Here is a 26,040-nt window from a genome sequence, read left to right as displayed (position 1 = left end):
GAAAGACCCCTTATGAATTAGAAAGGCGGATAAAGTCTTCGAGTTTGCGCACGGCACTGCCGTTTTCAATCGTTTGCCGCGCGGCTGCGATTCCCTCAGCGATCGAGGACGCGGCGCCGTAGATGTAGACGGCTGCCCCTGCGTTGAGCAGGCAGACGTTCGCACGTGCGTCCGTGATCTCTCCTGCGAGAATGCCGCGCGTCACGGCGGCGTTCTCCTCAGGAGAGCCGCCGCGGATGGCGGATTTATCCGCAAGGGGAATGCCAAAGTCCTCGGGGGTGATCTCGTAGGCACTTTCACGACCGTTCACAATCTCGCGGATCTTCGTCGGTGCGCCGATGGAGATCTCGTCCATGCCGTCCGTGCCGTGCACGATGAGTGCACGCTTCACACCGAGTGTCGGCAGGACGCGGGCGAGCGGGCGGAGCAGGTGCTCGCCGTAGACGCCGAGGAGCATACACTCAGGATGCGACGGGTTCGTCAGGGGACCTAGGATGTTGAACACTGTGCGGATGCCGAGCTCGCGGCGGATCGCACCGACGTATTTCATTGACTGATGATAGCGTTGGGCAAAGAGAAATGCCATGCCGACGGTATCAAGCTCCTCACGCACCTTTTCTGGCGACTGATCGAGGGCGACGCCGAGCGCCTCAAGACAGTCTGCCGTCCCGCATTTCGACGAGGCGGCGCGGTTGCCGTGCTTGCAGACCTTTAGTCCCGCCGCTGCTGCGATGAAGGAGGCGGTCGTCGAGACATTGATGCTGCCCGAGTGATCGCCGCCTGTTCCCACAATGTCGATGACTTCCATGCCGTCATGTGGCACGCGTTCCGCATGGCTGCGCATCGCCGCAGCTGAGCCTGCGATCTCGTCGATCGTCTCCATGCCGCTGCTTTTGGTCGAGAGTGCAGCGAGATATGCGGCGTTCTCCACAGCGGACGTTTCTCCCGACATGATCTCGTTCATTACGGCATAGGCTTCGTCGTAGTAAAGATCCTTCTTATCCACGATCTTTTGAATGGCTTCTTTTATCATTGCGGTGTGCCCCCTTGAAAGTATCATCATTAAATACAGGTCAGTATTATAGCATAAAATGTCCGGAGTTTCCATTTTGTTGTGAAATGCATTGGATGTATATATGCAATGAAATCCGTTTTCATTGACGGAAATGCAAAATTATAGTAAGATAGTGACGCAATCGGGGGTGGCACAGATGCCATCATGGAGGAACGGCGGAAAGGAAAAGTGGCATTTATGGATTATATTTCACAGGGGATACATTTTTTTCATCAGGGCGGTACGGTTATGTACTTCCTGCTGGCGGCGTCGATCTTTGTCGTATTTATCGCCATTGAGCGCGCGCTTTATTTCGCCGGGGCGGATGCGGGGCGGAGGTTTGCCCACGCGTTTATGCTCCATATTGCGAATGGGCAGTTCAAAGAAGCCGTGCAGCTGACAGAGGTAAAGCGCGGCTCTATTTCGGATATTCTGTTCAGCGCAATTTCAAAGAACAGCAAGAATTCGCGCAAGATGAATTCCTATATGGAAGTGCAGTCCGGCATTGCGCTGTCCAAATTCCGCAATCGTCTCTACTATCTGAGCGTCGTCGTTACCATGGCGCCGCTGCTCGGTCTGCTGGGCACGATCAGCGGGATGATCTCGACGTTCAGCGTGTTCAATCTCGACGCGGGTGACCCGAGCGCGATCACAGGCGGCGTCGGCGAGGCTCTGATCGCCACGGCAATGGGGTTGTGCGTTGCCATCATCGCACTGGCTGTGCATGCATACTTCTCACAGCGCATTGAGAACATCGTTACGGACATGGAAATGTGCTTCTCCGTTGCCGAGAACAACCGCATTGAGCTTGCACGCGCCGCGGGAGTAAAGGGCGTTCTCGAGACCTCCATTCACGCGGACGGACAGGCGGAAGGTGATGAGGCATGAGACTGCGCGACAGAAGGGCATTTAATAAGCCCGAGGTCATGATCATCCCCATGATCGACATCATGTTTTTCCTGCTCGTGTTCTTCATCATGAGCACGCTCTACATGGTGAACCTCAAGACCGTGGACGTCAACCTGCCGAAGGCGCAGACCGCGCAGACGCAGCTGAACGTTACCTATCTCGTCACCGTGCGCAAGGACGGCACGCTCTGGCTCGAGGATAAACAGATCGATGAGGCGACGCTCCTGCGACGCGCGCATACGGAGAGCCAAAAGAATCCGAAGTTCGCCGTTGTCGTGCGTGCGGACGGGGATATGAATTACAGCGGTGTCATGGAGCTGCTGGATAAATTCCGCAAGGAAGGCATCACGCGCTTCGGGCTTGCGGCAGAATAACGAAACCGACAATAAGGCTGCGGCATCCGCATTTTGTGCAGATGCTGCGGCTATTTTATATTTAGCGCCTAAAATGTAGGGGGGAGATTATGGCAAGCAAATCCCCGTGAATTTCATTTTATTGAACTAATTTCCTGTAGCAAAGGTTACAGTCTTTTTCGGAACGCTGCGCTATAATGTGCACATAGTTTAGATTCATAACAAGAGATAATATAAGGAGTTTGACGATGGAAAAGGTCTTGGATCTGAAAAAGACGGTCGCCGATTTGGTCGGAGAGTATCCCGAGGTTCGGCAGATCATGGCGGATGTTGGGTTCCGCGAGATTACGAGCGATGTGGCGCTCAATGTGATGGGGCGCATCATGACGATCCCGCGCGGTGCGGCGGTCAAGGGCGTCGACCTCAATAAGGTCATTGCGACGTTTGAGGAACACGGTTTTACGGTGATCGGCGACGATCGGCAGACACGGCAGGGACGCCTGCGCGGATTCATCGAGCGGCTCTCGGGCGGCGAGGCCTTGGAATCCGTACGTAAGGATTTCGTCGAGGAGTTCAGCCATGTCGAGGCACACGAGATCATGGATGCGGAGCAGACGCTTATCAAGGAGGGGATGCCGATCACCGAAGTGCAGCGCCTCTGCGATGTGCATTCCGCGCTGTTCCACGGAACGCCGTCCGCACCGCCTCCGGGGGCGCTCTCGCACGATGAGATTCATGCGCAGGCGGCTTCCGTCGACCCCCACGACATTGATGCGCTGCCCGAAGGGCATCCGCTCTCGATCCTGCGTGAGGAGAACACGGCGCTCGGCGCATTGCTCGATGCGATCGAGGCGGAGCTGGACAGCGCGAAGCGCACCGACGTGATGCTCGAGCATGTACTTGCCCTCGGCGATGTGCGGATGCACTATATCAAGAAGGAAGAGCTCCTGATGCCGGTGCTCTACGACTACGGCGTCACGGGACCCTCGCAGGTCATGTGGGGCATCGACGACGAGATGAAACGCGAGCTCAGCATGATTATCAAGGCGCTCAAGGAGGATTCGGAGAATTTGCCGATGTATGAGGCACGCCTGCGCGCCCTCACGCAGCGAATCCGCGAGATGATTTTCAAGGAGGAGAAGATTCTTTTCCCACTTAGCCTCCGTTATTTTACGGAGATTGAGTGGTATCGGATGTACCATGACCTGCCGGATATGGGCGTCTCGTTCGGCGTCGCCATCCCCCCATGGCAGCAGGCGCAGCCGTGGCTCGATCAGGAGGCGGCGCGGCTTGCGGATGGCGCAGCCGACGGCAAGCTCCAGTTCCCGACGGGCGAGCTGTCGATGGAGCAGCTCAATGCAATTTTCAAAATGCTGCCCGTGGACATCACATTCATCGACGCGAACGATACGGTACGCTTCTTTACCAACGAGGGACAGGTATTTACGCGTCCCATGTCGGCGCTCGGGCGCGACGTGATGAACTGCCATCCGCCCGAGATCATCCCCGTGGTGCGCAACCTCATCGCGGACTTCAAGGCGAAGAAGCGCACGCAGATGATCGTGCACCGATATATCCGCGAGCGTCCCATCCGCGTCCACTATCAGGCGCTCTACGACGCGGCGGGAGACTACATGGGGACAGTGGAGTTCGTGACGGATCACGCTGAGCCGCTGGAGAAATTCCGCCGCTAAGCAAAAAATAAACCCTGTCAAGAAAAATGCTTGACAGGGTTTTTGTTTGCCGTTATACTGCGAAGAGTGTTTTAGGAAACGTATGGCGTTTCGTCGGAATGGGTGATGACTTGGAGCGGCTTTACGATCTCGCGCAGCTGTACGATCTATACGGCGCACTGCTGACGGGGAAACAGCGGGAATGTCTGCACCTGCACATCGCCGAGGACTTCTCACTCGCGGAGATCGGCGAGACGCTCGGCATCACGCGGCAGGCGGCACATGAGAGCATCCGCCGCGCTGAGCATGCGCTTGCCGAGATGGAGGAGCGGCTCGGACTGCGCGCGCGCCGCGCGGCAGAGGAGCGCGAACTCGCGGGTATCTACGAGGAGTTGTGTGCGCTCAAGGAGCCGATCGCAACTGCGGATGTGCAGCACATCATAGCGCCGCTGCGGCGCTATGTAGAGACTAGTGCGGAACAGGAGGAGGTGAGTTTATGATATTTGAGAATCTATCCGACCGCCTGCAGGGCATCTTTAAGAAAATGCGCGGACACGGCAAACTGACCGAGGACGACGTGAACGATGCGATGCGCGAGGTGCGCATGGCGCTGCTCGAAGCGGACGTCAATTTCAAGGTCGTTAAGGATTTCGTGAAGCGCGTCAAGGAGCGTGCCGTTGGGCAGGAAGTACTCGACACGCTCACAGCAGCGCAGGCGGTCATCAAGATCGTCGACGAGGAGCTCACGGAGCTCATGGGCGGGACGGAGAGCCGGCTCAATATCAGCCCAAACCCGCCGACGGTCATCATGCTCGTTGGTCTCCAAGGCTCGGGTAAGACGACCTCGGCGGGCAAGCTCGCCCTCATGCTGAAAAAACAGGGCAAACGTCCGCTCCTCGTGGCGGACGATATCTATCGCCCCGCCGCCATCAAGCAGCTCGAGGTCATCGGCGAGAAGGTTGGTGCTCCCGTGTTTTCGCAGGGGCAAGAGGATGCCGTTGCCATCGCGCGCGCTTCGATCGCGTACTCGGCAGCGCACGCAAATGACGTAGTCATCATTGATACGGCGGGACGTCTGCAGATCGACGAGACACTGATGCAGGAGCTGCGCGACATCAAGGCGGCCGTGCAGCCGCATGAAATCCTGCTCGTTGTTGACGCGATGACAGGGCAGGAGGCAGTGAACGTCGCGGCGGCGTTTGACGCTTCGCTCGGGCTCGACGGCATCGTCATGACGAAGCTCGACGGCGATGCGCGCGGCGGTGCAGCACTTTCCATCAAGGCGGTGACCGGGCGTCCCGTTAAATTCGTCGGTATGGGCGAAAAGCTCGACCCGCTCGAGGTGTTCCATCCCGACCGCATGGCGTCGCGCATTCTCGGTATGGGCGATGTGCTCTCCCTCGTGGAGAAGGCGCAGGAAAATTTCGACATCGAGAACGCGAAGAAGATGGAGGAGAAGCTACGCAAGAACGACTTCACACTCGATGACTTTCTCGAGCAGATGCAGCAGATCAAAAAGCTCGGTTCGCTGAATAACATCCTCGGCATGATTCCGGGGATGGGCGGTCTGAAGAAAAAGCTCGGCGATCAAGAGCTCGATCTTGACGGCAAGGAAATGCGCCGTCTCGAGGCAATCATCCGCGCGATGACCCCGAAGGAACGCGCGGACATTACGATCATCAACGGCAGCCGCCGCAAGCGCATCGCTGCGGGCAGCGGTACGCGCGTGCAGGACGTCAATAAGCTCCTCAAGCAGTTCGGCGAAATGCGCAAGATGATGAAGAAGATGAACCAAATGAAGGGTAAGGGGAAAATGCCAAAGATGCCGTCACTCGGCGGCATGGGGCTTCCCAAAATGCCGTTCTTTAGGTAACACAACGAAAGGTGGTGAGAATATGGCAGTCAAGATTCGTTTGAACCGCATGGGTGCGAAGAAGAATCCCTTCTACCGCATCGTTGTCGCCGACTCGCGCGCACCGCGCGACGGTCGATTCATCGAAATCCTTGGGAATTACGATCCGTCGAAACAGCCCGCCGTCGTCAACATTGACGAGGAGAAGGCGATCGACTGGATGCAGAAGGGCGCACAGCCGACCGATACGGTCAGGAACATCCTGAGCAAGAACGGTACAATGGCAAAATTTGCCGAGGCAAAGCGCAAGAAGGACTAAGGAGCGCAGCGTCCGGGGAACGGGGTTCTTTCATATCGAAGGAATCCCTCAGTCCGGCGCGCGGTGAGGAGAGACGACCGGCGTGAAAGAGATAGTCGAGGTTATTGCCAAATCCTTGGTGGATCATCCGGAAGCTGTCGTCGTTGACGAGACGCAGGATGATCAAGAGATCATATTGAAACTTCATGTGGCGGAGGATGACATGGGTAAGGTCATCGGTAAGCAGGGGCGCATCGCAAAGGCGCTGCGCAGCGTTGTCAAAGCCGCCGCGACGAAGGAGAATAAACGGGCGACGGTCGAGATCGGCTGAGCCCATCGAAACGGCGTGCGTCTTAGACGGTCGCCGTTTTTGTATAAGGAGAGATCAACATGGATTCTATTTCGCTGAAAGTGCCTGTCACGGTCAAGGCAAAACTGACGGAGAAGCTGCGCACGAAGATGCGCAAGGAGATGGAGGAAGGCGTCAGCCGTGCAGAACTCGAACTCCAGCAGATCGGTATTCAGGAAAAACGTGTCATGCAGGAGGCGGAGCAGGGGGAGCTGACACCGCAGGCGATCGACCACATCAACATGATCCGACAGGAACGCCAGTCCCGCATGGAGTATGTGGAACAGACGCGCGCGCATCTTGAGGAGCTCGAGAAATTCGCCGAGGGCGCGGAGATCATTCAGGGCACGCTTGAGCATCAGGTCGAGGTGCATATCGGCGACGATATGCGCGAGATCATGAACGTCGAGATTTTAGTCGAAGATGACAAAATTATCGCCATCCGCTCCTGAGGGGCGCATTGTCATCGGGCGCGTCGGTGCACCGCACGGCATCGCCGGCGATGTGCGCGTCATCCCGCTGACGGACTTCCCCGAACGATTCGCCCGACTGCGCGAGGTCGTGGTGGGGGACGAGCTCCTGCACATCGTGCGCATGAAAGAGCAGGGGAAGAACTTCCTCATGCAGTTCCGCGAGTATCCCGTCCGCGAGGAGGCACAGCGGCTCACGGGACGGCTGCTCACCGTCGCGCGCACGGATGCCGCACCGCTCGAGGAGGGGGAGTATTACGTCTTTGATATCGTGGGGCTGTCCGTCTATGATGAAGCGGGTACGCTCCTCGGCAGCGTCGAGAACGTCATCCGCACGGGCAGCAACGACGTCTATGCCGTGCGCGCGGAGGACGGGCGAGAACTCCTCATCCCCGCGCTGCGCAGCGTCGTGCGCAATATCGACATCGCGGGCGGGCGCATGGACGTGTGCCTGCCGGACGAGGCGGACGACCGGCGCTGATCTTCTCGTGTCTTGCGGCATGAGCCGCTGCAAAATTTACATCGGAAGAGATGCGAGAAAGACGCGTCGAAGAACCGCCTTGCTGCAGGGATGTTTTGTGGGCTGCCTGAGGTCACGGCGGTTTTTTATGAGGAATTGATGTGAGAATTTTCTGGAAAGGAGTTTCACATGACGCTTGAACACAGTGCGCTCCGGCGCGATGCGGATGCGATTGTTGCGGCGTCTCTGCGCGCCGTGCTCCCGGATGCCGCCGTTCGAAAGGCGCTCGCGGGACATGAGTTTGCAAAGGGGAAGCTCGTTCTCGTCGCGGTTGGCAAAGCCGCGTGGCAGATGGCAAAGACGGCGGCGGAGATGTTGGGGGATCGTATTCATGACGGCATCGTAATTACGAAGTACGACCATGTACGCGCGCCGATTCCCGGACTTGTCTGCTTTGAGGCGGGACATCCCGTTCCCGATGCGAACTCCTTTGCCGCGACGGCGCAGGCACTGGAGATGACGACAGATCTCTGCGCAGACGATACGGTGCTCTTCCTCCTCTCGGGTGGGGGGAGCGCGCTCTTTGAGCAGCCGATCATTCCCGACGCGGAGCTTGCGGCGATGACGGAAAAATTGCTTGCCTCGGGCGCAGACATCGTGGAGATCAATACGATCCGCAAGCGTATGAGCGCGGTCAAGGGCGGGCGATTCGGGGCACACTGCGCGCCGGCGCATGTCCTCAGCATCGTCTTGAGCGACATCATCGGCGACCCGCTCGACATGATCGCATCGGGCCCCGCATATCCCGACAGTACGAGTGCGGCGGCGGCGAAGGCAATTGTGGAGAAATACGGTCTGAAACTATCGGATACAGCGATGGCACTCCTGGACGAGCCGCTGCCACAGGAACTGCCCCATGTGGAGACGCATATTACGGGCAGTGTGCGCGAACTCTGCGCGGCGGCGGCGCAGGAGTGCCGGAGATTGGGCTATGCGCCGCATATCCTCACGGATGAGCTCGATATTGAAGCGCGCGAAGCGGGACGGTTTCTCAGTGCAATCGCAAAGACGCACCGGGGAGACGGTGCGCACGCCTATATCGCGGGCGGGGAGACGATCGTGCACCTCACGGGACACGGCAAGGGCGGACGAAATCAGGAGCTGGCGCTTGCCGCTGCCGCGGGGCTCGCGGGGATGGAGAATGCGGCGCTCCTCAGTTTTGGCAGCGACGGGACGGACGGCCCGACGGATGCGGCGGGCGGCTATGTCGACGGGCATACGCAGGAGATACTTGCGGCGCGCGGCATCTACATCGACGATATTCTTGCGGACAACGACGCATACCGCGCGCTGCAAGCCGTCGACGGGCTGATTATGACGGGGCCCACGGGGACGAATGTGAACGATGTTGCGGTACTCCTCATCCGCTAGAGTCTGTGTGCTTTTTCTTTTGCGCAAATTCCGCGCGCGTGTTATAATATATCAGAACTTTATTTCGGTTTTCACATGTATTCATGAGGGGTTGAACTATGCTCACCTGTATCACGCAATCTCCAGAGGAGACTGCGCATTTAGCGGGAACGATCGGTAAAATTATCCGTGAGGGGACGGTGATCTGCCTCGACGGGGAACTTGGCGTCGGCAAGACTCTCTTCGTACGCGCACTTGCGCGCACGCTAGGCGTGGAGAGCGACGTCACGAGTCCGACGTTCAACCTGATGAATATTTACGAAGCGGCATGTCCCATCGTGCATTTTGACCTCTATCGGCTGAATACCGAAGAGGAGCTTGAGGACATTGGGTTTTACGAGTACGCGGAGGCACAGGAGGGCATCGTGCTCATCGAGTGGGCGGAGAAATTCCCGGATGCGATGCCCGCCGACCGCCTGACGGTACGGATCGATGCCGTCTCGGCGGAGGGGCGGCAATTCACATTCGACGCTGTGGGGGAAAAGAGCACGGCGCTCTTAAAGGAGCTGGACGGACTTGTCAATCATAGCCGTTGATACCGCTTCGCAGGTCTCGAGCGTCGCAGTGATCTCAGAGGAGCGCGTCGCCGCGGAGATCAGTATGCAGGGGGCGCTGACCCACTCAGAGACGCTGATGCCGCACATCGAGACGGCACTGCGGATGGCGCGCGTGAAAAAAGATGAGCTCGCGGGCGTTGCCGTCAGCATCGGTCCCGGCTCTTTCACCGGGCTGCGCATCGGGCTTGCCACCGCGAAGATGATGTCCTATGCACTTCGGATTCCCATGGTCGGCGTGCCGACGCTCGAGGCGCTCGCTTATCACTGCATGTGGGAGGGCGTGCGCCTCGTTCCTATGATGGATGCGCAAAAGGGTAACGTCTACACAGAGGAATTTGCGTGGACATGGGAGAGCGGCAAACCTGTTCTCCATAGCGTGTGTCCCCTGCGCATCCTGCCGCGCGACGCGCTCGTCGCGTCTCTTGCGGGGACGGAGAAGACCGTGCTCCTGATGGGGGACGCGATGCAAAAGGCAGCGGATGAGCCGCTCCCCGCGGGCGTGCGGCTTGCGCCGATACACATGCGGATGGCGCGCGCCGCCTGTGTGGGGCTCGCAGGTCTCGCACGCCTTGCGCGCGATGCGGCGGACGATGCGATGACGCTCGAGCCGCTCTATCTGCGTCGGAGCGAAGCGGAGGTGCTCTGGGAGAAACGTCACGGTGCGGAGCAGGCGGTATGATCACGTTTCGTGCGCTCACGGCGGAGGATGCCAAGGGCGTCGCACGCGTGGAGCGGGAGAGCTTCCCCACGCCGTGGTCGCGCGAAGATTTTTGGCGTGAGGCGTCGAATAAATTTGCCTGCTATATCGTGGCGTGCGAGGACGATCACATCATCGGCTTTGCAGGCTGCTGGATCTCCTTCGAGGAGGCACAGGTGACCAATATCGCGCTCACGGAGACGCGGCGCGGGCGCGGGCTCGGATGCCGCCTGATGGAAGCGATGATGCGTGCCGCCGCAGCGCGCGGAGCGGAGCGCATGACGCTCGAGGTGCGCCCCTCGAATGCCGCCGCCCTGCATCTCTATGAACGCCTTGGATTTTCCGCTGTCGGCGTGCGAAAGAAATACTACCAAGATAATGATGAGGACGCGATCCTCATGTGGCATACAAAGTTAAAGGAAATGTGCGGCGGCGCCGCGTCCGGCGCGCCGGAATCCGTCGCTCAAGGAGAAGAATGATGAAGCAATGGGGAAGACGGCTTTTTGTCGGCGCTCTCTTATCGACGATGTTTTTGCTGCCGGGGAACGACGCCGAGGCCGGTATTTTTGGGAATATCATCCACGCCATGATAGTCGCGGGCGAGGAGGAGGAAAAATCCGAGATCATAGACGGTCTGGTCATCGTCCATACGGGAAAGAAGCGCGCCGTCCTCGATACGGCGGGGAACGTTGTCGTGCCGCCGATTTACGATAAGATTCGCTTTGACAGCGCGGGCTTTATCCATGTGACGGATAAAAAACAATGCGGCGTTCTGCGCGCGGACGGTACGGTCGCGGTTCCGGTCGCGTACGAGCGGGTCGGCGACGCGAAGGAAGGGCGCTTTATCGTCTACGATAAGAAGAACGATCGCTACGGCGCCTACGACGCGGACGGGCATATCGTCGTTCCCATTGAGCAGCGCGAACTGTACTCCTATTGCGAAGGCCTTGCGAGCGTGTGTCGGTCGGATAAAACGTGGACGTTTGTTGATCTCGACGGACGTTTTCTGCCCGGGCATTATCGGGCGACGGGGCATTTTTCGGAGGGGCTGGCGGCGGTAAAGGACGATACGAACCGCTACGGCTATATCAATCGGGAGGGAACGACGGTCATTCCCTGCGTCTATGCGGAGGCGCGTCCGTTCTCGGACGGCACGGCCGTCGTTCGGGACGATACGAGACGTTACGGTTATATCGATAAGACGGGCGCACAGGTCGTTCCCTGCGCGTATGCGGATGCGAGAGATTTTTCCGGCGGCTACGCGGCTGTGCTGAAGAACCACGGCGCCATTGTGCGTCCCGATTGGGGATTCGTCGACCGGACGGGCGCGGAGGTTATCAAGCCGCATTTTTACTATGTGGATCACGATTTTACGGAGGACGGACGGGCGATTGTGAGCGACGATCGCTTCGCGTACTTTATCGATGCGACGGGAACGATTCTGTGGCCGTCGACCTATGACCGCATGGAACCTTATAAGGACGGGCTGGCCGCGGTATATAACCGCGTCGGAACCTATAGCTTCAACGCGATTTCGACCATGTTGGTCGGCAGCAAGTGGGATAAGATCTACGACGATAAAATCTATACGAGCATCGGCAACGATGTCTTAAAGCGAGGCTATGTCGATGCCGCGGGAAAAGAAATCATTTCGACGAAGAACGACTATGTGAGTCCTTTTGATAAGAACGGCCTTTCCTATGTCATGACAAAGGGAAAGTGGGGCGTCATGGACAGGACGGGGGCCTATGTGATCGAACCGCGGTATGAAAGAATCTATCCGCTGACCGAAGGGCTTTTCGCGGTGCGCCTCAACGATCGATGGGGCTTTATCGACCGCGCGGGTGCCGCTATTATTCCGCCGGCATACGATCAGGTCGTGAGCTTCGGCGAGGGTGCGGCGAGTGTATGCAAGGATGGAACGTGGCATGTGATCGACAAAGACGGCAAAGATATTTTGACACTGCCCGACGGCGTGACGGATCTCGGCCCCTTTGCCGCGGGACTGATGCCGGTGCGGGTCGGAAAACTGTGGGGCTATATGGATCATGCCGGCGCGTTTGTCGTCGCGCCCGCGTACGACGCCGCGGATATTTTCCGAACGAAAGAGAGAGAGCTGCTTCCGGCGGATGAGGATGAATAAAAGAAAAACGGACGCGGGGAAGGGAGGGCGGTCATGCGCGAAAAAATTACCCTCGGCATCGAGACAAGCTGCGACGAGACCTCGGCGGCGGTGCTGCGCGGGACGCGGGAGCTGCTCTCCTGCGTGACTGCGACGCAGATACCGATTCATCGGAAATACGGCGGCGTTGTGCCGGAGATTGCCTCGCGCAACCACATCCTGAGCATCCTACCCGTCGTGGATCGAGCGGTCAAAGAGGCGGGCATAGAACTTTCGGATATCAATCAAGTCGCCGTCACCTATGGTCCCGGGCTCGTCGGCGCGCTTCTCGTCGGCGTATCAGCGGCGAAATCGCTTGCATTTTCCCTCGGTGTGCCGCTCATCGGGGTCAATCATCTTGAGGGGCATATCTTTGCAAATTTCCTTGAGACGAAGGATCTCACGCCGCCCTTTATGGCGCTCGTCGTCTCGGGCGGGCATACGGCGCTCGTCGACGTTGCGGATTACGATACCTTCCGTCAGCTGGGAAAGACGCGTGACGATGCGGCGGGCGAGGCGTTTGACAAGGTCGCGCGCGTGATGGGGCTGCCGTATCCCGGGGGGCCTGAGATCGATAAACTCGCTCGGGAAGGAAATGCCGCCGCGATCGATTTTCCGCGCGCCCTCGCACAGGAGGGGAACTATGAGTTCAGCTTCAGCGGACTGAAATCCGCCGTCCTGAACTATATCAACAGCGAGAAAATGAAAGGGCATGAGCTGCATCGGGCGGATATCGCCGCGTCGTTCCAGTCCGCCGTCGTAGAGGTGCTCGTGCACAAGGCGTTTGAGGCGATCCGGGAGGCGGGGCGCGATACGCTCGTCCTCGCGGGCGGCGTCGCGGCGAACGCGGCGCTCGAGAACCGTCTGCGTGAGACCGCGGCGGAGCGCGGTATTCGCTACCTCTATCCCTCCCCGCGTCTCTGTACGGACAACGCCGCGATGATCGCCTGCCGCGGCGCCTATCAAGCGGCGGCGGGGCATTACGATAACCTATATTTGAATGCCGTGCCGGGACTGGATTTTGGGGTATAATAAAAATGAATCATGTCGATGTGCAATATATGTTGCGCATTGACTTTTTTCTTTTATATATAGAATTATTTTATACTTGAATGAGGGATCTCTATATTGTGCGAATGAAAAAGATTCGCTATAATGAGATTTATAGTATATCGTGCACTATGCGGGAATGGAGCGCATATGTACCGTTTGGTTTGGGGGAGTTCTTCCTAGAAAGTTTTGGGACGGCTCTTATCATATTTTTATTATACAGAGGGGGATTTTTATGAGTCAACAGGGCGGAGGGGCGCAGGAGGCCATGCAGAAATTTGGCCGCTTCCTGTCCGGAATGGTGATGCCGAATATCGGCGCATTTATCGCGTGGGGCTTCCTCACCGCATTATTTATTCCAACCGGGTGGATGCCGAACGAGACGCTCGCACAGGTCGGCGGCCCCATGAGCAAATGGCTGATACCGCTGCTCATCGGATTCACGGGCGGATTCGCCGTCAACGGACACCGCGGCGGCGTGATGGGGGCGATTGCGACCTCGGGCGTGATCGCAGGTTCCGACATCCCGATGTTCCTCGGGGCGATGATCATGGGTCCTTTGGGCGGCGCAGTCATCAAGAAATTTGACAATGCCGTCCGCGACAGCATCCCGGGCGGCTTTGAGATGCTCGTCAATAACTTCTCACTCGGCATCCTCGGCGGCATTCTCGCGATCCTCGCGTTTGAGGTCGTGGGGCCGATCGTCGGTGCAGCGAACGATGTCCTGCGCTCCGGCGTTGAGGGCATCGTTGCGGCGGGGCTGCTGCCGCTGGCGTCCATCATCATCGAGCCGGCAAAGGTACTCTTCCTCAATAATGCGCTGAACCACGGTGTCCTAAGCCCGCTTGGCATTCAGCAGGCGCAGGAGTTCGGCAAGTCCATATTCTTCCTGCTCGAGGCAAATCCGGGACCGGGTTTAGGGATTCTGCTTGCTTACTGGCTCTTCGGTAAGGGCATGGCAAAGTCGTCGGCGCCGGGTGCGATGATCATTCACTTCCTCGGCGGTATTCACGAAATCTATTTCCCATACATACTCATGAAGCCGATCCTCATCATCGCGGCGATCGCGGGCGGAATGTCCGGTGTCTTTACACTTGTGATGCTGAACGGTGGGCTTATTGCGCCCTCGTCACCCGGCTCGATCTTTGCGATCATTGCCATGACACCGAACAGCGCGGCGCTGTTTGCAAATATGTCTGCAGTTGCCGTTGCGACGGCGGTATCGTGCGCGGTGGCTTCCGTCTTTATCAAGATGTCCAAGGATGTGGACGACGACTCTCTTGAGAATGCGCGTGAGAGCATGACGGATATGAAGAACCGCGGTAAAGATCTTCCGGCTGAGAAGAAAGTCTCGGGCAAGGATCTGAAGGTCATCGTCTACGCCTGCGACGCGGGGATGGGCTCCTCGGCGCTTGGTGCAGCGGCGCTGCGCAAGAAGCTCAAGAAGGACGGCTACACCGATATTTCGGTGACAAACTGTGCGATCGGTGCGATTCCACAGGAGGCGCAGCTCGTTATCTCGCATGAAAAACTCGCCGAGCGCGCACTTGCGGATTCGCCGCAGGCGGAGCACATCTGGGTACGCGACTTCACGCAGAACAACGTCTACGACATCGTCACCGAGCGGCTGAAGGCCGCTGCGGTCGATACCTCCGCGCCGACGAGCGAAGCCGACGCGTCCGCAGAGCCGAAAATCGGTGCGGGCGTCCTGCTGAAAGAGAACGTCAAGGTCGGTCTCCCCTCGGTCAGCCGAGAAGAGGCGGTCACCGCGGCGGGCAAACTGCTTGTGGCGGGCGGCTACGTTGACGAGGGGTATGTGCAGGGGATGCTCAACCGCGAGAAGGAGCTTTCGACCTTCATCGGCAAGGGGATTGCAATCCCGCACGGGGAGAACGCCGTCAAGGATACCATTAAAAAGACGGGCATCGTCGTCCTCCAGTACCCCGAAGGGGTGAAGTTCGGCGATGAGACCGCGCATCTCGTCATCGGCATCGCAGGCATGGGCAACGATCATCTCGCGATCCTCGCGAACATCGCGACCATGGTCGGCGACTACAGCGACGAGCAGCTTGCGGCGCTCTTTACGACCAAGAGCGCGGATGAACTCTATGCCGTTTTCATGCAGGAGGACTGAGAATGAAACAGGCAATTCATTTCGGCGGCGGCAATATCGGCCGTGGGTTCATCGGCGAACTCCTCGTCCGCTCGGGCTACGAGGTTACGTTCGTCGATGTGGCGGAGGCACTCGTCGATGAGATCAATGCGCGCCGTGCTTACGACATTGAGATTGTCGGCGATACGCCGAAAAAAATCCATGTCGAGCATGTGCGGGCGATCAACAGCAATACGAACCTTGAGGAGCTGCTCGATGCGTTTGTCACGGCAGATATCGTGACGACGGCGATCGGCCCGAACATCCTCAAATTCATCGCGCCGAATATCGCCAAGGGACTTGTACGCCGACTTGCAAAGAACGATGCGCCGCTCAATATCATCGCGTGTGAGAATATGGTCGGCGGGTCGACCGTGCTCAAAAACTTTGTATATGAACATCTCCCGGAAGATGTGAAGGAGAAGGCAAATCACTGCATCGGTTTTCCAGATGCGGCGGTTGACCGCATTGTGCCGATCCAGCACAACGAGGATCCGCTCCTCGTCAAGGTCGAGCCGTTTGCCGAGTGGGATGTCGACCGCAAGGGGGCGGTCGGCACGCCGCCTGCCATCGAGGGGCTGATGTGGGTGGACAACCTCACCGCTTACATCGAGCGCAAGCTCTTCTCGGTCAACACGGGGCACGCTTCCATCGCCTACATGGCGTATCTGAAGGGCATCGAGGACATCGCCGCCGCGATGCGCGACGAGGAGATCGTCTCCTTTGTTCGACGCGTGTGGGGGGAGACGAGCGAACTGCTTATCGAGAAATACGGCTTTGACCGTGAAAAACACGCCGCATATATCAGAACGGCAGAGGAACGGTTCAAAAATCCGCATCTCTCCGATGCCGTGACGCGCGTCGCCCGCGGCCCGAAGCGCAAGCTCGGCGCAGCGGATCGCCTCGTCTCTCCCGCGGTGCAGCTCATGGGACTGGGGAAGAAACCCGAAGCACTCGCGACGGTGATTGCCGCCGCGCTTCACTTCGACTACGCGGACGATCCCGAAGCGGTCGAGGTGCAGAACTATGTGAAAGAACACGGCTTTGACGCCGCGCTCACGCATTTCACAGAGATTCCTGCGGACACGGAGCTGTTTAAGCTCATCGTTGAGAAAAATGCGGAGTTGAATCGTTAGCACCGATTTATACTCCATCCACAACATAATAAAAGACGACCGAAGAATATTCTCCTGCGGTCGTCTTTTATTATGGACAAAGCAATCCAATGTAGTATTTTATACAGCAGATGGCTTATATATCATCAGGCTTCGGGGAAAGCTACGACAAGAAGCATCTTGAAGCCGCTGTCCTTTGATGCGTAGACGGAGTGCGGATGCCGTGCGGGCATAACGATACTTTCTCCCTCTTTAATGTTGTAGACGGTGTCGTCGATTGTAATGACGCCCTCGCCCTCAAGAGCTGTGACGAGTGCGTCACCCTTCGATTCGTGTGTGCTGACGCCTTCGCCCTTGGCAAAAGCGAAGAGTGTGATTCCGAGCCCTTTATTCTGAACAAGTGTCTTGCTGATAACCTGTCCGTCCGCGTAGGCGACCTGTTCCTTGAGCAAGAGCGTCTGTGTATGCGCAATGTTGTTTAGAATTGCCATGATTGTTCCTCCTCTGTAAATCGTCTTGTAAATTGTGACTTTAGCATACACCGCATGGGAACGTATGACTGTGATTCAAACCACAATTCCGAGAAAATTACTCGGAATTACGGATGTGCAAATCTTTTTTCTTATTGTCAAACGGCGTACATTGCCCTATAATACGGATAGATTATTTTTATAACTCAGACATATTACTTGGAGAAGGAGGTCGACGATATGGCTTTGGATCGCGACGGCGTCATCAAGCAGGTGGAGAAACTCAGCGAAGCGCCCTCTGTCTATGAGGGGCTGAAGGAAAAGGCGCAAGCCTTTCTAAGGGCTGTGGATACGCCGGGGGAGAAGCCCGCGTATGCAGCTTTGATTGATGAAATCAAGAGCGACGTTCTCACGATCGATCAGCTCATCGGATTCACGGATTCCCCGGAGGGAATTGCCGCGTTCGGCGAGAAAAAAGTGAGCGGGCTGACGATTGCGGCAAAAAAGGCAAAGTCGCAAGGCGAGACGACTTGTATTTGTCCCGCGTGTCAGGCGGGGAAAGTCATTCTCGAGAATAGGACGGCAATTGCCTCATAAAGAAAAACGACGTTAGGGAAAGGAGCTGCTGCACGAATGATTCGTGTAACAGCTTTTTTATGTGAGAAGAGGAATGCATGACGGTAGCTGATGTCTATATCAATATCCCTGTGAAAAGCATCGCCCGTGCGTTCACCTATCTCCTTCCGCCGGAGCTTTCGCAGGTCGGCGCTGGTTGGCGCGTATTCGTACCGTTCGGCAAGGTGCGTGTGGAGGGCTTCGTCGTTGCGGTGCGTCCTTACGACGCGGCGCGGGACGCTGCGCACCGGCTGCGTGCCGTGCTCGCGGCGGTGGATGAGGAGGCGTGGTTTTCACCCGCTCTTCTTGCGGCAGCGAGGGAACTGGCGGATTTTTATCTCTGCTCTCTAGCGGAGATGATGCGGCTTTTCATGCCCGGGAAGAGCGGACTGCGGATTTTTCCCGTCTACGAGGCGGAGGCGGCGAACGAAGGGCATCCGGTGCTTGCCGACTCCTGTGCGCGCACCGTCTATGACTTCCTCCTGCGGAAGGGCGGGCGGCGCATCGCGGAGCTCCGCCGTGCACTGCCGGATGTTCCGGCGGAGGAAACGGTAGAAAAACTCCTCCGCTATCGGATTATAAGCAAGGAATACCATGCGGATCGCCGAGATCGGGCGCGCTATGAAAAATACTATAGTGCCGCCGAAGCACTCACAGAAGAACATTTCGCTGCGCTTACGCGCAAACCGGCACAGGCGCGCGCGCTGCGCCTCTTTGCGGATACGACAGAGCCTTCGGCGGCGGTACTGAAGGAGGCGGGCGTTACACGCGCGACTATCAAACACCTACTCGCGGCAAATCTCATCGTGGAGCATCGGCGGCGTAAGGCACGCGACAGCTACGGTACGCAGGCGGAGACTGCGCAGAGAGAGGTGCCGCTGACGGCGGCGCAGGCGCATGCGGCAGATGCCCTGCGGGAGGGCGTCGCAGCAGGCGTTTACCGCGGCTATCTGCTGCACGGAGTTACAGGCAGCGGTAAGACGCGCGTCTACATTGAAACGGCGCGTGCCGTACGAGCACGCGGGCGGCAGGTCGTCGTCCTCGTGCCGGAGATCGCGCTCACAGGGCAGCTCATCACGGCATTTCAAGAGATATTCGCCGGCGACATCGTTGTCATGCACAGCCGACTGTCACTCGCGGAGCGCAACGATGCGATCTTTCGTGTGCGGTGCGGCGAGGCGGGCATCATCATCGGTGCGCGATCGGCGCTCTTCGTACCTGCCGATAATATCGGCTGCATTATTCTCGACGAGGAGCAGGATATGTCGTATAAGCAGGACGAGTCGCCGCGCTATCATGCGCGCATGGTCGCGGAGATCCTTGCACGGCGCTTTGGAGCAATCCTTCTGCTCGGCAGTGCGACGCCCGCACTTGAGACTTATGCCCGCGCACACACGGGCGAGCTGATGCTGCTCACGATACCGGAGCGTATCGGAAGTCAACCGCTGCCGCGCGTGCGTACCGTCGATATGCGCGAGGAACTGCAGCGCGGGCGGCGCACGATCATTTCGGAGGCGCTGCGCGCCCTCCTCACAGAGACCCTCGCGCGCGGCGAGCAGGCGATCATCATGCTCAACCGCCGCGGCTATTCGACCTTTGTTATGTGCCGCGCGTGTGGAAAGGTCATCACCTGTAAGGACTGCGGACTGCCGCTCGTCTACCATCGGAACGGCGTCTTGCTTTGCCATCACTGTGACGAACGTGCCGCCGTTCCGGAGACATGCCCTTCCTGTGGCAGCCGTTATATCAAATACTTTGGCTCAGGTACGGAAAAACTCGAGGAGGAACTTCAGCAGCTCCTGCCGACGGCGCGTGTCCTGCGCATGGATCGCGATACGACGGGGCGAAAGTTTGCACACGATGAAATCCTGGCGCAGTTCCGCAACAGGGAATATGACATTCTGCTCGGCACGCAGATGGTGGCGAAGGGTCATGATCTGCCCGGCGTTCAATCTGTCGGCATCATCAGCGCAGATGCAAGTCTCAATTTACCGGATTTCCGTGCGTCGGAACGGTGTTTCATGCTCATTACGCAGACGGCGGGGCGTGCAGGGCGTCACGGCACGCAGGGCGAAGTCGTTGTGCAGACGTACAACCCGGAGCACTATGCGGTACAGTGTGCCATGCGGCAGGATTATATCTCTTTTTATGAGAAGGAGATTGAACTGCGGCGCGAACTCTTTTATCCTCCGTTCAGCCGCATCGTGAAGCTGCTTTTTCATGCCGTACGGCGCGAGGAGGCGTGGGGGATGGCGGAGTCGTTTGTCGCCGCCTATAGAAACTATTTTTGTGATGCACAGGGGCGTGCCGTTATAGGACCGTCGCCTGCGCTCATCGAAAAAGAACGGAATGAGTATCGGTTTGTCGTATTGATAAAGACGGACGAAATCGCGCCTGTACGGGAATTTTTATATGAACAAGGTATTCATTTGAAGAATAATATCGCGATTGATATTGACCCGACCGTAATTTTTTGAAAAAACCATTGTAAATAATTATAAATCATGGTAATCTTGAAACAGATAGGACAATGGGGGAAGCCGAATGGTGACGATTTTCGGATATGCGAAGATCAATTTGACGCTCGACATCTTGGGACTCCGGGATGACGGCTATCATGAGATTGCGACAGTCATGCAGTCATTGGCACTCAAGGATACACTGACATTGCGGCGCAGAGAGGAGGGCATCGGTCTTAGTGTAGATGTGCCGGGACTGGAGTCGGACGAGCGCAACCTAGCGTATCGTGCCGCAGCGCTTCTCATAGAGGCGTGCGGTGTGCGCGGCGGCGTGGACATCGATATTGTAAAGCGTATTCCCGTGGCGGCAGGGCTCGCCGGCGGGAGTGCAGATGCGGCTGCCACATTGCGCGGGATGAACGCATTGTATGATCTCGGACTTACGGATGAGGAACTTTGCGGTTTTGGCGCACGGATCGGATCGGATATCCCCTTTTCCATCATGGGCGGCACTGTGTTTGCCACAGGGCGGGGAGAGGTGATGCGGCGGCTCGCGGATTTTCCGGAAACGACAGTTTTGCTCGCAAAACCTCCGGTTGCGGTTTCGACGCCATGGGCGTACCGTTCCTATGACGCACATCCGCCGGAACAGCATCCTGATAATGCAGCTTTTTTAGAGGCGCTTGCACGCGGCGATGCGGCATCCTGCGCCAAACTTGCCGTCAACGTGCTCGAGCCGGTGACGGAAGCAGCACATCCCGTGATCGCGGCGTACCGTGCGCGGATGCGCCGAGGAGGCGCCGTCTGCGCGATGATGTCGGGCAGCGGACCCACAGTGTTCGGGCTCTTTGCCGATGCGGATGCCGCTGTGCGTACCTTTGAGACGTTCCGCGCTGAGACGGACGCCGAGGTACATTTGACACGGACGGCAGGACGCCGGAACGAAATAGTATGAGCAATCTGCATTGAAGGGATCTTTATGAACGGAAAACTATCACCTGTTGTCGTCAACAGCTACCAGCCGCTGCGCGATATTGTCTGCGAGGTGCTGCGGGATGCCATTCGCAGCGGAGTCTTGAAACCCGGCGAATGGCTGAAGGAAAATGCTCTCGCCGACGAGCTTTTGGTCAGCCGCACCCCCGTGCGCGAGGCGATTCGCAAGCTTGAGCAGGAGGGGTATGTCGTCACTGTTCCGCGGCGCGGTGCCTATGTAGCAAGCGTATCTATCCGCGACATCAACGAGATTTTTGAGATTCGCGCGGCGCTTGAGGCGTTGGCGTGCGAGCTTGCAGCAGAGCGCATCACCGAGGAGGAGCAGGAGCGTCTGGAGCGTCTGCTGGTCGCTATCGGACGCGCCATCGAAGAGCATGACATGGATCGGATCGTACAGACGGATATCGAGTTTCACGAACTCCTCTATCAAGCTGCGCGCAATCAGCGTCTCCTGCTCATCATCGGCAATCTGCGCGAACAGCTCACGCGGTTTCGTACGATTTCCATGTCGTACCCCGGACGCCTCAAGGCGACGCTTGAAGAGCATCGTGCCATTGTGGATGCCATCGGTTCCGGAGATGCCCGGCTTGCCCGTAAAGTTGGGGCAAAGCATATGGAGCATTCGGAACAGACGCTGCTCTATGCAATCGAAGAGCAGGAAAAAAAGACAGGTACATCGCTGATTAAGCGCAAAAGCAAGAAAAGCAAAGGGGATCCCGAATAGGTATCCTTCAAGATTGGAGGCATATATGTTGGACTTTATTACGGTCATACTGGCGGCGGGCAAGGGCACGCGCATGAAGTCAAAGCTGCCGAAGGTACTGCATCGTGCGGCGGGAAAATCCATGCTTCAGCATGTCATTGATGCGGCATATGCAGCCGGTGCGCGGCGCAATATTGTCATCACAGGATTTGGCGGCGAGACCGTGCGAAAGGCCATTGGCGACAGCGTTGAGTATGTGGAGCAGCAGCAGCAGCTCGGGACGGGACACGCCGTTTTGCAGGCGAAGGATCTCCTGGCGGGCGAACATGGAACGATCATGGTGCTCTGTGGTGACACACCGCTGCTCACAGCGGAGCTGCTTGCACGCTTCCATGAAGAACACGTGCAGGCGGGGGCAAAGGCAACGGTGCTTACGGCAATCATGCCGAATGCCAAGGGATACGGGCGCATCGTCCGCCGCGAAAACGGCGAGGTACTGAAAATCGTCGAGCACAAGGACGCTGCGCCCGAAGAGCTTGAGATCCACGAGGTCAACGCAGGCATTTACTGCTTTGATGCCGACGCACTCTTTTCCGCGCTTGCCAAGGTGACGAACAACAACGCGCAGGGCGAATACTATCTGCCGGATGTGCTCAGCATCCTCCGTGATGCGGGAGAAAAGATCTGGGCGGTCGTTGCCGATAACTACGAGTGCACGCTCGGGATCAATTCTCGCAGTCAGCTTGCCGTGGCGGAGCGGATTCTGCGCAAGCGCAAGGTTGAGGAGTTGATGGCGGACGGGGTGACGATCATTGATCCCAAGACAACCTTTGTCGATGCGGATGTACGGGTCGGCATGGATACAATTATTTATCCCTTCACGCTTCTTGAGGGGGATACAGTGATCGGTGAGGACTGCTGCATCGGACCGCATGTACGCTTCCAAAACGTCGTTGTAGGGGACGGCGTGAAGGCGCATTATACTTATGCGCATGATGCCGAGATCGACAGCCGGGCGGATCTTGGGCAATTCACTCATATTCGCCCCGATACGCATATCGGCGAGAATGTCAAGATCGGGAACTTTGTCGAGGTTAAAAACTCTGAAATCGGTGCAGGGGCGAAACTTCCACATCTCTCCTACATCGGTGACTGCGACATGGGGACAGACGTTAATATGGGATGCGGGACGATCACGGTCAACTATGACGGTAAGTCGAAATTCCGCACGGTGATCGGCGACCGCGCCTTCGTCGGCTGCAATTCCAACCTTGTCGCGCCCGTGACGCTTGGAAACGACGCCTATGTTGCAGCCGGCTCCACCATCACGCGAGACGTGCCTGCAGGGACGCTTGCCGTGGCGCGTGCACGTCAGAAAGAGATCGAGGGCTGGAAAGACAAGAGAAAGTAAGAGCTCCGATCAGTTTCGTGATTCCCGTGAAAAAGCAAGATGAATACACTTCCAAAAGTATTCGGTGCGTGTTATACTGTATGCGGTGTATATAAGAGATCGCGCATGCAGATTTTAGGAGGAACAGAAAGATGAGTTTTGAAACCGACAACGTTTGCATTCTGACGGGAAATGCGAATCCAAAACTGGCGGCAGATATTGCCGAACGGATTGGCGTTCCGCTCTGTGAGGCTTTCGTCGGGCATTTCAATAATGGTGAGACACAGGTGATGATCGAAGAGAGCATCAGGGGCAAGGATATTTTCATTATCCAGTCCACGAGCTTTCCGGTCAACGACAACCTGATGGAACTCCTCATCTTGACCGACGCATGCAAACGTGCGTCCGCACACAGCATCACGGCGGTCGTTCCGTATTACGCATATGCACGTCAAGATCGAAAGACACGCGGACGCGAACCCATCTCGGCAAAGCTCGTAGCGAATCTTATGACAACAGCGGGCGTGACTCGTGTTGTAACGGTTGATCTCCATGCGGGACAGATCCAGGGATTCTTCGATATCCCGGTGGATCATTTGGCGGCGGCGCCCGTCCTTGCGGGTTATTTCCGCGAGCAGAACTATGAAGACCTCATCGTTGTCTCGCCGGATCTCGGCGGCGTGACGCGTGCACGTATTATGGCGGACTTCCTCCATGCGCCGATTGCCATCATCGAGAAGCGGCGCCCCGAGCCGGGACGCGCGGAGGTCATGAATCTCATCGGTGCGGTGGAGGGAAAGACGGCACTCCTCATCGACGATATCGTGGACACAGCAGGGTCTCTCTGCGAGGGGGCAAAGGCGCTCAAGGAGCGCGGAGCAAAGCGCGTGCTTGCCGCCTGTTCCCATGCGATTCTCAGCGATCCCGCGGTCGAACGCATCGAAGCGTCTCCGCTGGAAAAACTCGTTATTACGGACTCCATTCCGGTACCGCCGGAGAAGCAGTCCGAAAAACTCGTCACGCTTTCCCTCGCACAGTCGCTTGCAGACGTTATCGTGCGCGTTCAAAGTCATCGATCGGTGAGCCTGCTGTTTAATCATCATTGACCGAGCAAGTTCCCCGTGGAGAGAAAAAGAGGTGTCGTCTCAGGGGACGCCTCTTTTTTCATCTAGGTTTTTGTAGGAGAAAACGATGCATGTGCTCATCATAGGAGCGGGACCCGCGGGCGTCTCGGCGGCACTCTACGCACGGCGCGGCGGCGCCGACGTCACGGTGATTGCAAAGGAGATCGGGGCGCTCAAGGCGGCGGAGACGATCGAGAATTATTACGGGATCGAGGAGCCCGTCTCGGGCAGCGAACTCGCACGGCGCGGCATTGTAGGCGCACGGCGGCTCGGCATCACATTTGTGACTGACGAAGTGCTGGGGATCACGGGAGACGGTACGTCATTCGCCGTCGAGGGGAAAAACGAACTCTACACGGGCGATGCCGTTGTCCTCGCAACGGGCGCGACGCGCAAGACGCTCTCTATTCCAGGCATCCGCGAGTTTACAGGGCGAGGCGTCAGTTCCTGCGCTGTCTGCGACGCATTCTTCTATCGTGGAAAGACGACCTCTGTTATTGGTGCGGGGGAATACGCGCTGCACGAGGTACAAGTCCTTTTGCCTCACGCGGCGAAGGTGCAGCTCCTCACAAACGGGGGAGAGCCGCCCTCCGGTGTTCCGCCGGAGGTTGCGGTCTATACGGAGCGCATTGCCCGCATTGAGGGAGATCGGCGTGTTGCGCGCGTTGTATTTGCGGACGGGACGACGGCGAATACTGCGGGCGTATTCCTTGCGATCGGTACAGCGGGGACGGCGGAGCTTGCGCGTAAGCTCGGCGTGCTCGTGGAAGACGGCAAAATTGTCGTCAATGCGCAGATGGAGACGAACGTCCCCGGGGTGTATGCGGCAGGCGACTGTACGGGCGGGTTGCTGCAGATTGTCAAAGCCGCTTACGAGGGAGCGCAGGCGGGACTTTCTACCGTACGCTGTATGCACAAGAAGAAATAAGCCGGGATTTGTAGAAATGTGGAAAAAGGGGAGGATGGATATGTCGGCGCGAGTAAGGGATGGCTGCCAATTTAGAGAATACATCCATGCGTTTCCTCTGTGGAATACGCTGACAGAAGAGGAGAAGGAACTCCTTGCCGCACATACGCAGTACGTTCACTATCCAAAAGGAGCGATGGTACATCGCGGCGGATTGGCACGGGTGGCGACCATGCACATTATGTCCGGCAGTCTGCGTGTCTATCTCCTTTCAGAGGAGGGGCGTGAACTCACCCTGTATTTTGTTCGAAAAGGTGATATTACGATTGTCTCCGGTACTTGTGTACTTGAAACCCTGACCGGAGACGTCTATATCGATGCCAACGAGGATACGGAAGTGTTTGTGTCTGATACGGCAGTGGTGCGCCGTATTTTTGAGGTGAATACCGTCGCCCATCTCAGAGCCTATGAGACGGCAGTGAAACGACTTTCGGAGACCCTGTGGAAATTTCAGCAGATGCTCTTTACCTCGGCGGATCGACGTCTCGCCAAATTCCTGATCGAAGAATCCGAACGTACGGAGCGTGATGAGGTAAACTTTACCCATGAACAGACGGCGCACTATCTGGGCACTGCGCGTGAGGTCGTCAGCCGTCTCATTCGGGAATACGGGCATGAGGGACTGGTTCAGGCGTCGCGCGGGCGGATTCGGATTCTCGACCGAGCTGCGCTCCAAAAGCGTGCGGGCGCTTAAAAATT

General features: G+C 57.5%; 27 protein-coding genes. 25 read left to right on the top strand and 2 right to left on the bottom strand.

The features are described from left to right. Nucleotides 1-10: 10 nt before the first annotated feature. Nucleotides 11-1,033: an anthranilate phosphoribosyltransferase gene (gene trpD, locus HMPREF1147_RS06925; protein WP_009658273.1), complete on the bottom strand. Its 1,023-nt coding sequence runs from the start codon at nt 1,031-1,033 to the stop codon at nt 11-13. Between the two features lie 219 nt (nt 1,034-1,252). On the opposite strand from trpD, the gene HMPREF1147_RS06920 reads away from it, so the two are divergent. From HMPREF1147_RS06920 to HMPREF1147_RS06840, 17 genes are all read left to right on the top strand, one after another. After that, entirely contained in the window at nt 1,253-1,942 is a 690-nt protein-coding gene (locus HMPREF1147_RS06920; protein ID WP_009658269.1) for a MotA/TolQ/ExbB proton channel family protein, read from the top strand. Beyond that, nucleotides 1,939-2,337, top strand: a complete 399-nt coding sequence (locus tag HMPREF1147_RS06915) for a biopolymer transporter ExbD (protein ID WP_009350558.1) — start codon at nt 1,939-1,941, stop codon at nt 2,335-2,337. Before HMPREF1147_RS06920 ends, HMPREF1147_RS06915 begins: the two co-directional genes overlap by 4 nt. Nucleotides 2,338-2,564: 227 nt before the next feature. Then, nucleotides 2,565-4,010, top strand: a complete 1,446-nt coding sequence (locus tag HMPREF1147_RS06910; RefSeq protein WP_009658254.1) for a DUF438 domain-containing protein — start codon at nt 2,565-2,567, stop codon at nt 4,008-4,010. Nucleotides 4,011-4,108: 98 nt separating this feature from the next. Next, on the top strand, nt 4,109-4,489 hold the full coding sequence (locus tag HMPREF1147_RS06905) for a sigma factor-like helix-turn-helix DNA-binding protein (protein ID WP_009350560.1): 381 nt from the start codon (nt 4,109-4,111) through the stop codon (nt 4,487-4,489). Beyond that, nucleotides 4,486-5,862: a signal recognition particle protein gene (gene ffh, locus HMPREF1147_RS06900; RefSeq protein WP_009658218.1), complete on the top strand. Its 1,377-nt coding sequence runs from the start codon at nt 4,486-4,488 to the stop codon at nt 5,860-5,862. The genes HMPREF1147_RS06905 and ffh overlap by 4 nt, the downstream gene beginning before the upstream one ends. Nucleotides 5,863-5,884: 22 nt before the next feature. After that, a complete protein-coding gene (gene rpsP, locus HMPREF1147_RS06895; protein ID WP_009350562.1) occupies nt 5,885-6,160 on the top strand; it encodes a 30S ribosomal protein S16 in 276 nt (91 codons plus the stop codon). 82 nt (nt 6,161-6,242) lie between these two features. Further along, on the top strand, nt 6,243-6,470 hold the full coding sequence (locus tag HMPREF1147_RS06890; RefSeq protein WP_009350563.1) for a KH domain-containing protein: 228 nt from the start codon (nt 6,243-6,245) through the stop codon (nt 6,468-6,470). 59 nt (nt 6,471-6,529) lie between these two features. Then, nucleotides 6,530-6,940, top strand: coding sequence for a YlqD family protein (locus tag HMPREF1147_RS06885; protein ID WP_009350564.1), 411 nt, complete (start codon nt 6,530-6,532; stop codon nt 6,938-6,940). Continuing rightward, nucleotides 6,912-7,439 (top strand): ribosome maturation factor RimM, encoded by a 528-nt coding sequence (gene rimM, locus HMPREF1147_RS06880; RefSeq protein WP_009658247.1) that lies wholly within the window; start codon nt 6,912-6,914, stop codon nt 7,437-7,439. Before HMPREF1147_RS06885 ends, rimM begins: the two co-directional genes overlap by 29 nt. A 168-nt stretch (nt 7,440-7,607) precedes the next feature. Continuing rightward, entirely contained in the window at nt 7,608-8,849 is a 1,242-nt protein-coding gene (locus HMPREF1147_RS06875) for a glycerate kinase (RefSeq protein ID WP_009658244.1), read from the top strand. A 98-nt stretch (nt 8,850-8,947) separates the two neighbouring features. Then, on the top strand, nt 8,948-9,424 hold the full coding sequence (tsaE, locus tag HMPREF1147_RS06870) for a tRNA (adenosine(37)-N6)-threonylcarbamoyltransferase complex ATPase subunit type 1 TsaE (protein ID WP_009350568.1): 477 nt from the start codon (nt 8,948-8,950) through the stop codon (nt 9,422-9,424). Further along, nucleotides 9,405-10,124 (top strand): tRNA (adenosine(37)-N6)-threonylcarbamoyltransferase complex dimerization subunit type 1 TsaB, encoded by a 720-nt coding sequence (gene tsaB, locus HMPREF1147_RS06865; RefSeq protein WP_009658283.1) that lies wholly within the window; start codon nt 9,405-9,407, stop codon nt 10,122-10,124. The genes tsaE and tsaB overlap by 20 nt, the downstream gene beginning before the upstream one ends. After that, nucleotides 10,121-10,621, top strand: coding sequence for a ribosomal protein S18-alanine N-acetyltransferase (gene rimI, locus HMPREF1147_RS06860; RefSeq protein WP_009350570.1), 501 nt, complete (start codon nt 10,121-10,123; stop codon nt 10,619-10,621). The genes tsaB and rimI overlap by 4 nt, the downstream gene beginning before the upstream one ends. Beyond that, entirely contained in the window at nt 10,621-12,285 is a 1,665-nt protein-coding gene (locus HMPREF1147_RS06855; RefSeq protein WP_009658251.1) for a WG repeat-containing protein, read from the top strand. The genes rimI and HMPREF1147_RS06855 overlap by 1 nt, the downstream gene beginning before the upstream one ends. Before the next feature lie 33 nt (nt 12,286-12,318). Then, entirely contained in the window at nt 12,319-13,335 is a 1,017-nt protein-coding gene (tsaD, locus tag HMPREF1147_RS06850) for a tRNA (adenosine(37)-N6)-threonylcarbamoyltransferase complex transferase subunit TsaD (RefSeq protein WP_009658286.1), read from the top strand. A 253-nt stretch (nt 13,336-13,588) separates the two neighbouring features. Continuing rightward, nucleotides 13,589-15,487, top strand: coding sequence for a PTS mannitol transporter subunit IICBA (locus tag HMPREF1147_RS06845; RefSeq protein WP_009658238.1), 1,899 nt, complete (start codon nt 13,589-13,591; stop codon nt 15,485-15,487). A gap of 2 nt (nt 15,488-15,489) precedes the next feature. After that, entirely contained in the window at nt 15,490-16,641 is a 1,152-nt protein-coding gene (locus HMPREF1147_RS06840; protein ID WP_009658215.1) for a mannitol-1-phosphate 5-dehydrogenase, read from the top strand. A 125-nt stretch (nt 16,642-16,766) separates the two neighbouring features. Here the strand turns inward: HMPREF1147_RS06840 and HMPREF1147_RS06835 are convergent, their stop codons facing one another. After that, the gene (locus HMPREF1147_RS06835) at nt 16,767-17,111 is read right to left on the bottom strand and encodes a cupin domain-containing protein (protein ID WP_009658235.1); all 345 of its coding nucleotides are present in this window, start codon (nt 17,109-17,111) and stop codon (nt 16,767-16,769) included. 219 nt (nt 17,112-17,330) lie between these two features. Here HMPREF1147_RS06835 and HMPREF1147_RS06830 point away from each other — a divergent pair, with 219 nt between their 5' ends. The 8 genes from HMPREF1147_RS06830 (at nt 17,331) to HMPREF1147_RS06795 (ending at nt 26,035) form a co-directional block, all read left to right on the top strand. Next, nucleotides 17,331-17,687: a hypothetical protein gene (locus tag HMPREF1147_RS06830; RefSeq protein WP_009658260.1), complete on the top strand. Its 357-nt coding sequence runs from the start codon at nt 17,331-17,333 to the stop codon at nt 17,685-17,687. A 77-nt stretch (nt 17,688-17,764) separates the two neighbouring features. Then, the gene (priA, locus tag HMPREF1147_RS06825) at nt 17,765-20,182 is read left to right on the top strand and encodes a primosomal protein N' (protein WP_009658258.1); all 2,418 of its coding nucleotides are present in this window, start codon (nt 17,765-17,767) and stop codon (nt 20,180-20,182) included. A gap of 67 nt (nt 20,183-20,249) precedes the next feature. Next, nucleotides 20,250-21,119, top strand: coding sequence for a 4-(cytidine 5'-diphospho)-2-C-methyl-D-erythritol kinase (gene ispE / locus HMPREF1147_RS06820; RefSeq protein ID WP_009658246.1), 870 nt, complete (start codon nt 20,250-20,252; stop codon nt 21,117-21,119). Nucleotides 21,120-21,143: 24 nt separating this feature from the next. Then, nucleotides 21,144-21,881: a GntR family transcriptional regulator gene (locus HMPREF1147_RS06815; protein WP_009438951.1), complete on the top strand. Its 738-nt coding sequence runs from the start codon at nt 21,144-21,146 to the stop codon at nt 21,879-21,881. Between the two features lie 25 nt (nt 21,882-21,906). Then, nucleotides 21,907-23,271, top strand: coding sequence for a bifunctional UDP-N-acetylglucosamine diphosphorylase/glucosamine-1-phosphate N-acetyltransferase GlmU (gene glmU, locus HMPREF1147_RS06810; RefSeq protein WP_009658237.1), 1,365 nt, complete (start codon nt 21,907-21,909; stop codon nt 23,269-23,271). 131 nt (nt 23,272-23,402) lie between these two features. After that, entirely contained in the window at nt 23,403-24,356 is a 954-nt protein-coding gene (locus HMPREF1147_RS06805; protein ID WP_009658231.1) for a ribose-phosphate pyrophosphokinase, read from the top strand. An 85-nt stretch (nt 24,357-24,441) separates the two neighbouring features. Then, nucleotides 24,442-25,302, top strand: coding sequence for an NAD(P)/FAD-dependent oxidoreductase (locus HMPREF1147_RS06800; RefSeq protein WP_009658266.1), 861 nt, complete (start codon nt 24,442-24,444; stop codon nt 25,300-25,302). Nucleotides 25,303-25,342: 40 nt separating this feature from the next. Beyond that, nucleotides 25,343-26,035, top strand: a complete 693-nt coding sequence (locus HMPREF1147_RS06795) for a Crp/Fnr family transcriptional regulator (protein ID WP_009658268.1) — start codon at nt 25,343-25,345, stop codon at nt 26,033-26,035. The last annotated feature ends 5 nt before the right edge of the window (nt 26,036-26,040 follow it).

Origin of the sequence: Selenomonas sp. FOBRC9 (assembly GCF_000287655.1) — a bacterium.
In the GTDB taxonomy this organism is placed as follows: domain Bacteria; phylum Bacillota; class Negativicutes; order Selenomonadales; family Selenomonadaceae; genus Centipeda; species Centipeda artemidis.
The sequence above is the reverse complement of the archived record's forward strand: the minus strand, read 5'-3'. Positions and strand labels throughout refer to the sequence as shown.

Excerpts from the sequence above, each read along its gene's own strand:
- HMPREF1147_RS06840 (WP_009658215.1), top strand. The coding sequence starts at position 15,490 with ATGAAACAGGCAATTCATTTCGGCGGCGGCAATATCGGCCGTGGGTTC.
- HMPREF1147_RS06795 (WP_009658268.1), top strand. The coding sequence starts at position 25,343 with ATGTCGGCGCGAGTAAGGGATGGCTGCCAATTTAGAGAATACATCCAT.
- rimI (WP_009350570.1), top strand. The coding sequence starts at position 10,121 with ATGATCACGTTTCGTGCGCTCACGGCGGAGGATGCCAAGGGCGTCGCA.
- HMPREF1147_RS06815 (WP_009438951.1), top strand. The coding sequence starts at position 21,144 with ATGAACGGAAAACTATCACCTGTTGTCGTCAACAGCTACCAGCCGCTG.
- ispE (WP_009658246.1), top strand. The coding sequence starts at position 20,250 with ATGGTGACGATTTTCGGATATGCGAAGATCAATTTGACGCTCGACATC.
- HMPREF1147_RS06915 (WP_009350558.1), top strand. The coding sequence starts at position 1,939 with ATGAGACTGCGCGACAGAAGGGCATTTAATAAGCCCGAGGTCATGATC.
- HMPREF1147_RS06885 (WP_009350564.1), top strand. The coding sequence starts at position 6,530 with ATGGATTCTATTTCGCTGAAAGTGCCTGTCACGGTCAAGGCAAAACTG.
- HMPREF1147_RS06905 (WP_009350560.1), top strand. The coding sequence starts at position 4,109 with ATGGGTGATGACTTGGAGCGGCTTTACGATCTCGCGCAGCTGTACGAT.
- HMPREF1147_RS06845 (WP_009658238.1), top strand. The coding sequence starts at position 13,589 with ATGAGTCAACAGGGCGGAGGGGCGCAGGAGGCCATGCAGAAATTTGGC.
- trpD (WP_009658273.1), bottom strand. The coding sequence starts at position 1,033 with ATGATAAAAGAAGCCATTCAAAAGATCGTGGATAAGAAGGATCTTTAC.
- HMPREF1147_RS06805 (WP_009658231.1), top strand. The coding sequence starts at position 23,403 with ATGAGTTTTGAAACCGACAACGTTTGCATTCTGACGGGAAATGCGAAT.
- HMPREF1147_RS06830 (WP_009658260.1), top strand. The coding sequence starts at position 17,331 with ATGGCTTTGGATCGCGACGGCGTCATCAAGCAGGTGGAGAAACTCAGC.
- HMPREF1147_RS06910 (WP_009658254.1), top strand. The coding sequence starts at position 2,565 with ATGGAAAAGGTCTTGGATCTGAAAAAGACGGTCGCCGATTTGGTCGGA.
- ffh (WP_009658218.1), top strand. The coding sequence starts at position 4,486 with ATGATATTTGAGAATCTATCCGACCGCCTGCAGGGCATCTTTAAGAAA.
- HMPREF1147_RS06855 (WP_009658251.1), top strand. The coding sequence starts at position 10,621 with ATGAAGCAATGGGGAAGACGGCTTTTTGTCGGCGCTCTCTTATCGACG.
- tsaE (WP_009350568.1), top strand. The coding sequence starts at position 8,948 with ATGCTCACCTGTATCACGCAATCTCCAGAGGAGACTGCGCATTTAGCG.
- rpsP (WP_009350562.1), top strand. The coding sequence starts at position 5,885 with ATGGCAGTCAAGATTCGTTTGAACCGCATGGGTGCGAAGAAGAATCCC.
- HMPREF1147_RS06875 (WP_009658244.1), top strand. The coding sequence starts at position 7,608 with ATGACGCTTGAACACAGTGCGCTCCGGCGCGATGCGGATGCGATTGTT.
- HMPREF1147_RS06920 (WP_009658269.1), top strand. The coding sequence starts at position 1,253 with ATGGATTATATTTCACAGGGGATACATTTTTTTCATCAGGGCGGTACG.
- tsaD (WP_009658286.1), top strand. The coding sequence starts at position 12,319 with ATGCGCGAAAAAATTACCCTCGGCATCGAGACAAGCTGCGACGAGACC.
- rimM (WP_009658247.1), top strand. The coding sequence starts at position 6,912 with ATGACAAAATTATCGCCATCCGCTCCTGAGGGGCGCATTGTCATCGGG.
- HMPREF1147_RS06835 (WP_009658235.1), bottom strand. The coding sequence starts at position 17,111 with ATGGCAATTCTAAACAACATTGCGCATACACAGACGCTCTTGCTCAAG.
- HMPREF1147_RS06800 (WP_009658266.1), top strand. The coding sequence starts at position 24,442 with ATGCATGTGCTCATCATAGGAGCGGGACCCGCGGGCGTCTCGGCGGCA.
- glmU (WP_009658237.1), top strand. The coding sequence starts at position 21,907 with ATGTTGGACTTTATTACGGTCATACTGGCGGCGGGCAAGGGCACGCGC.
- priA (WP_009658258.1), top strand. The coding sequence starts at position 17,765 with ATGACGGTAGCTGATGTCTATATCAATATCCCTGTGAAAAGCATCGCC.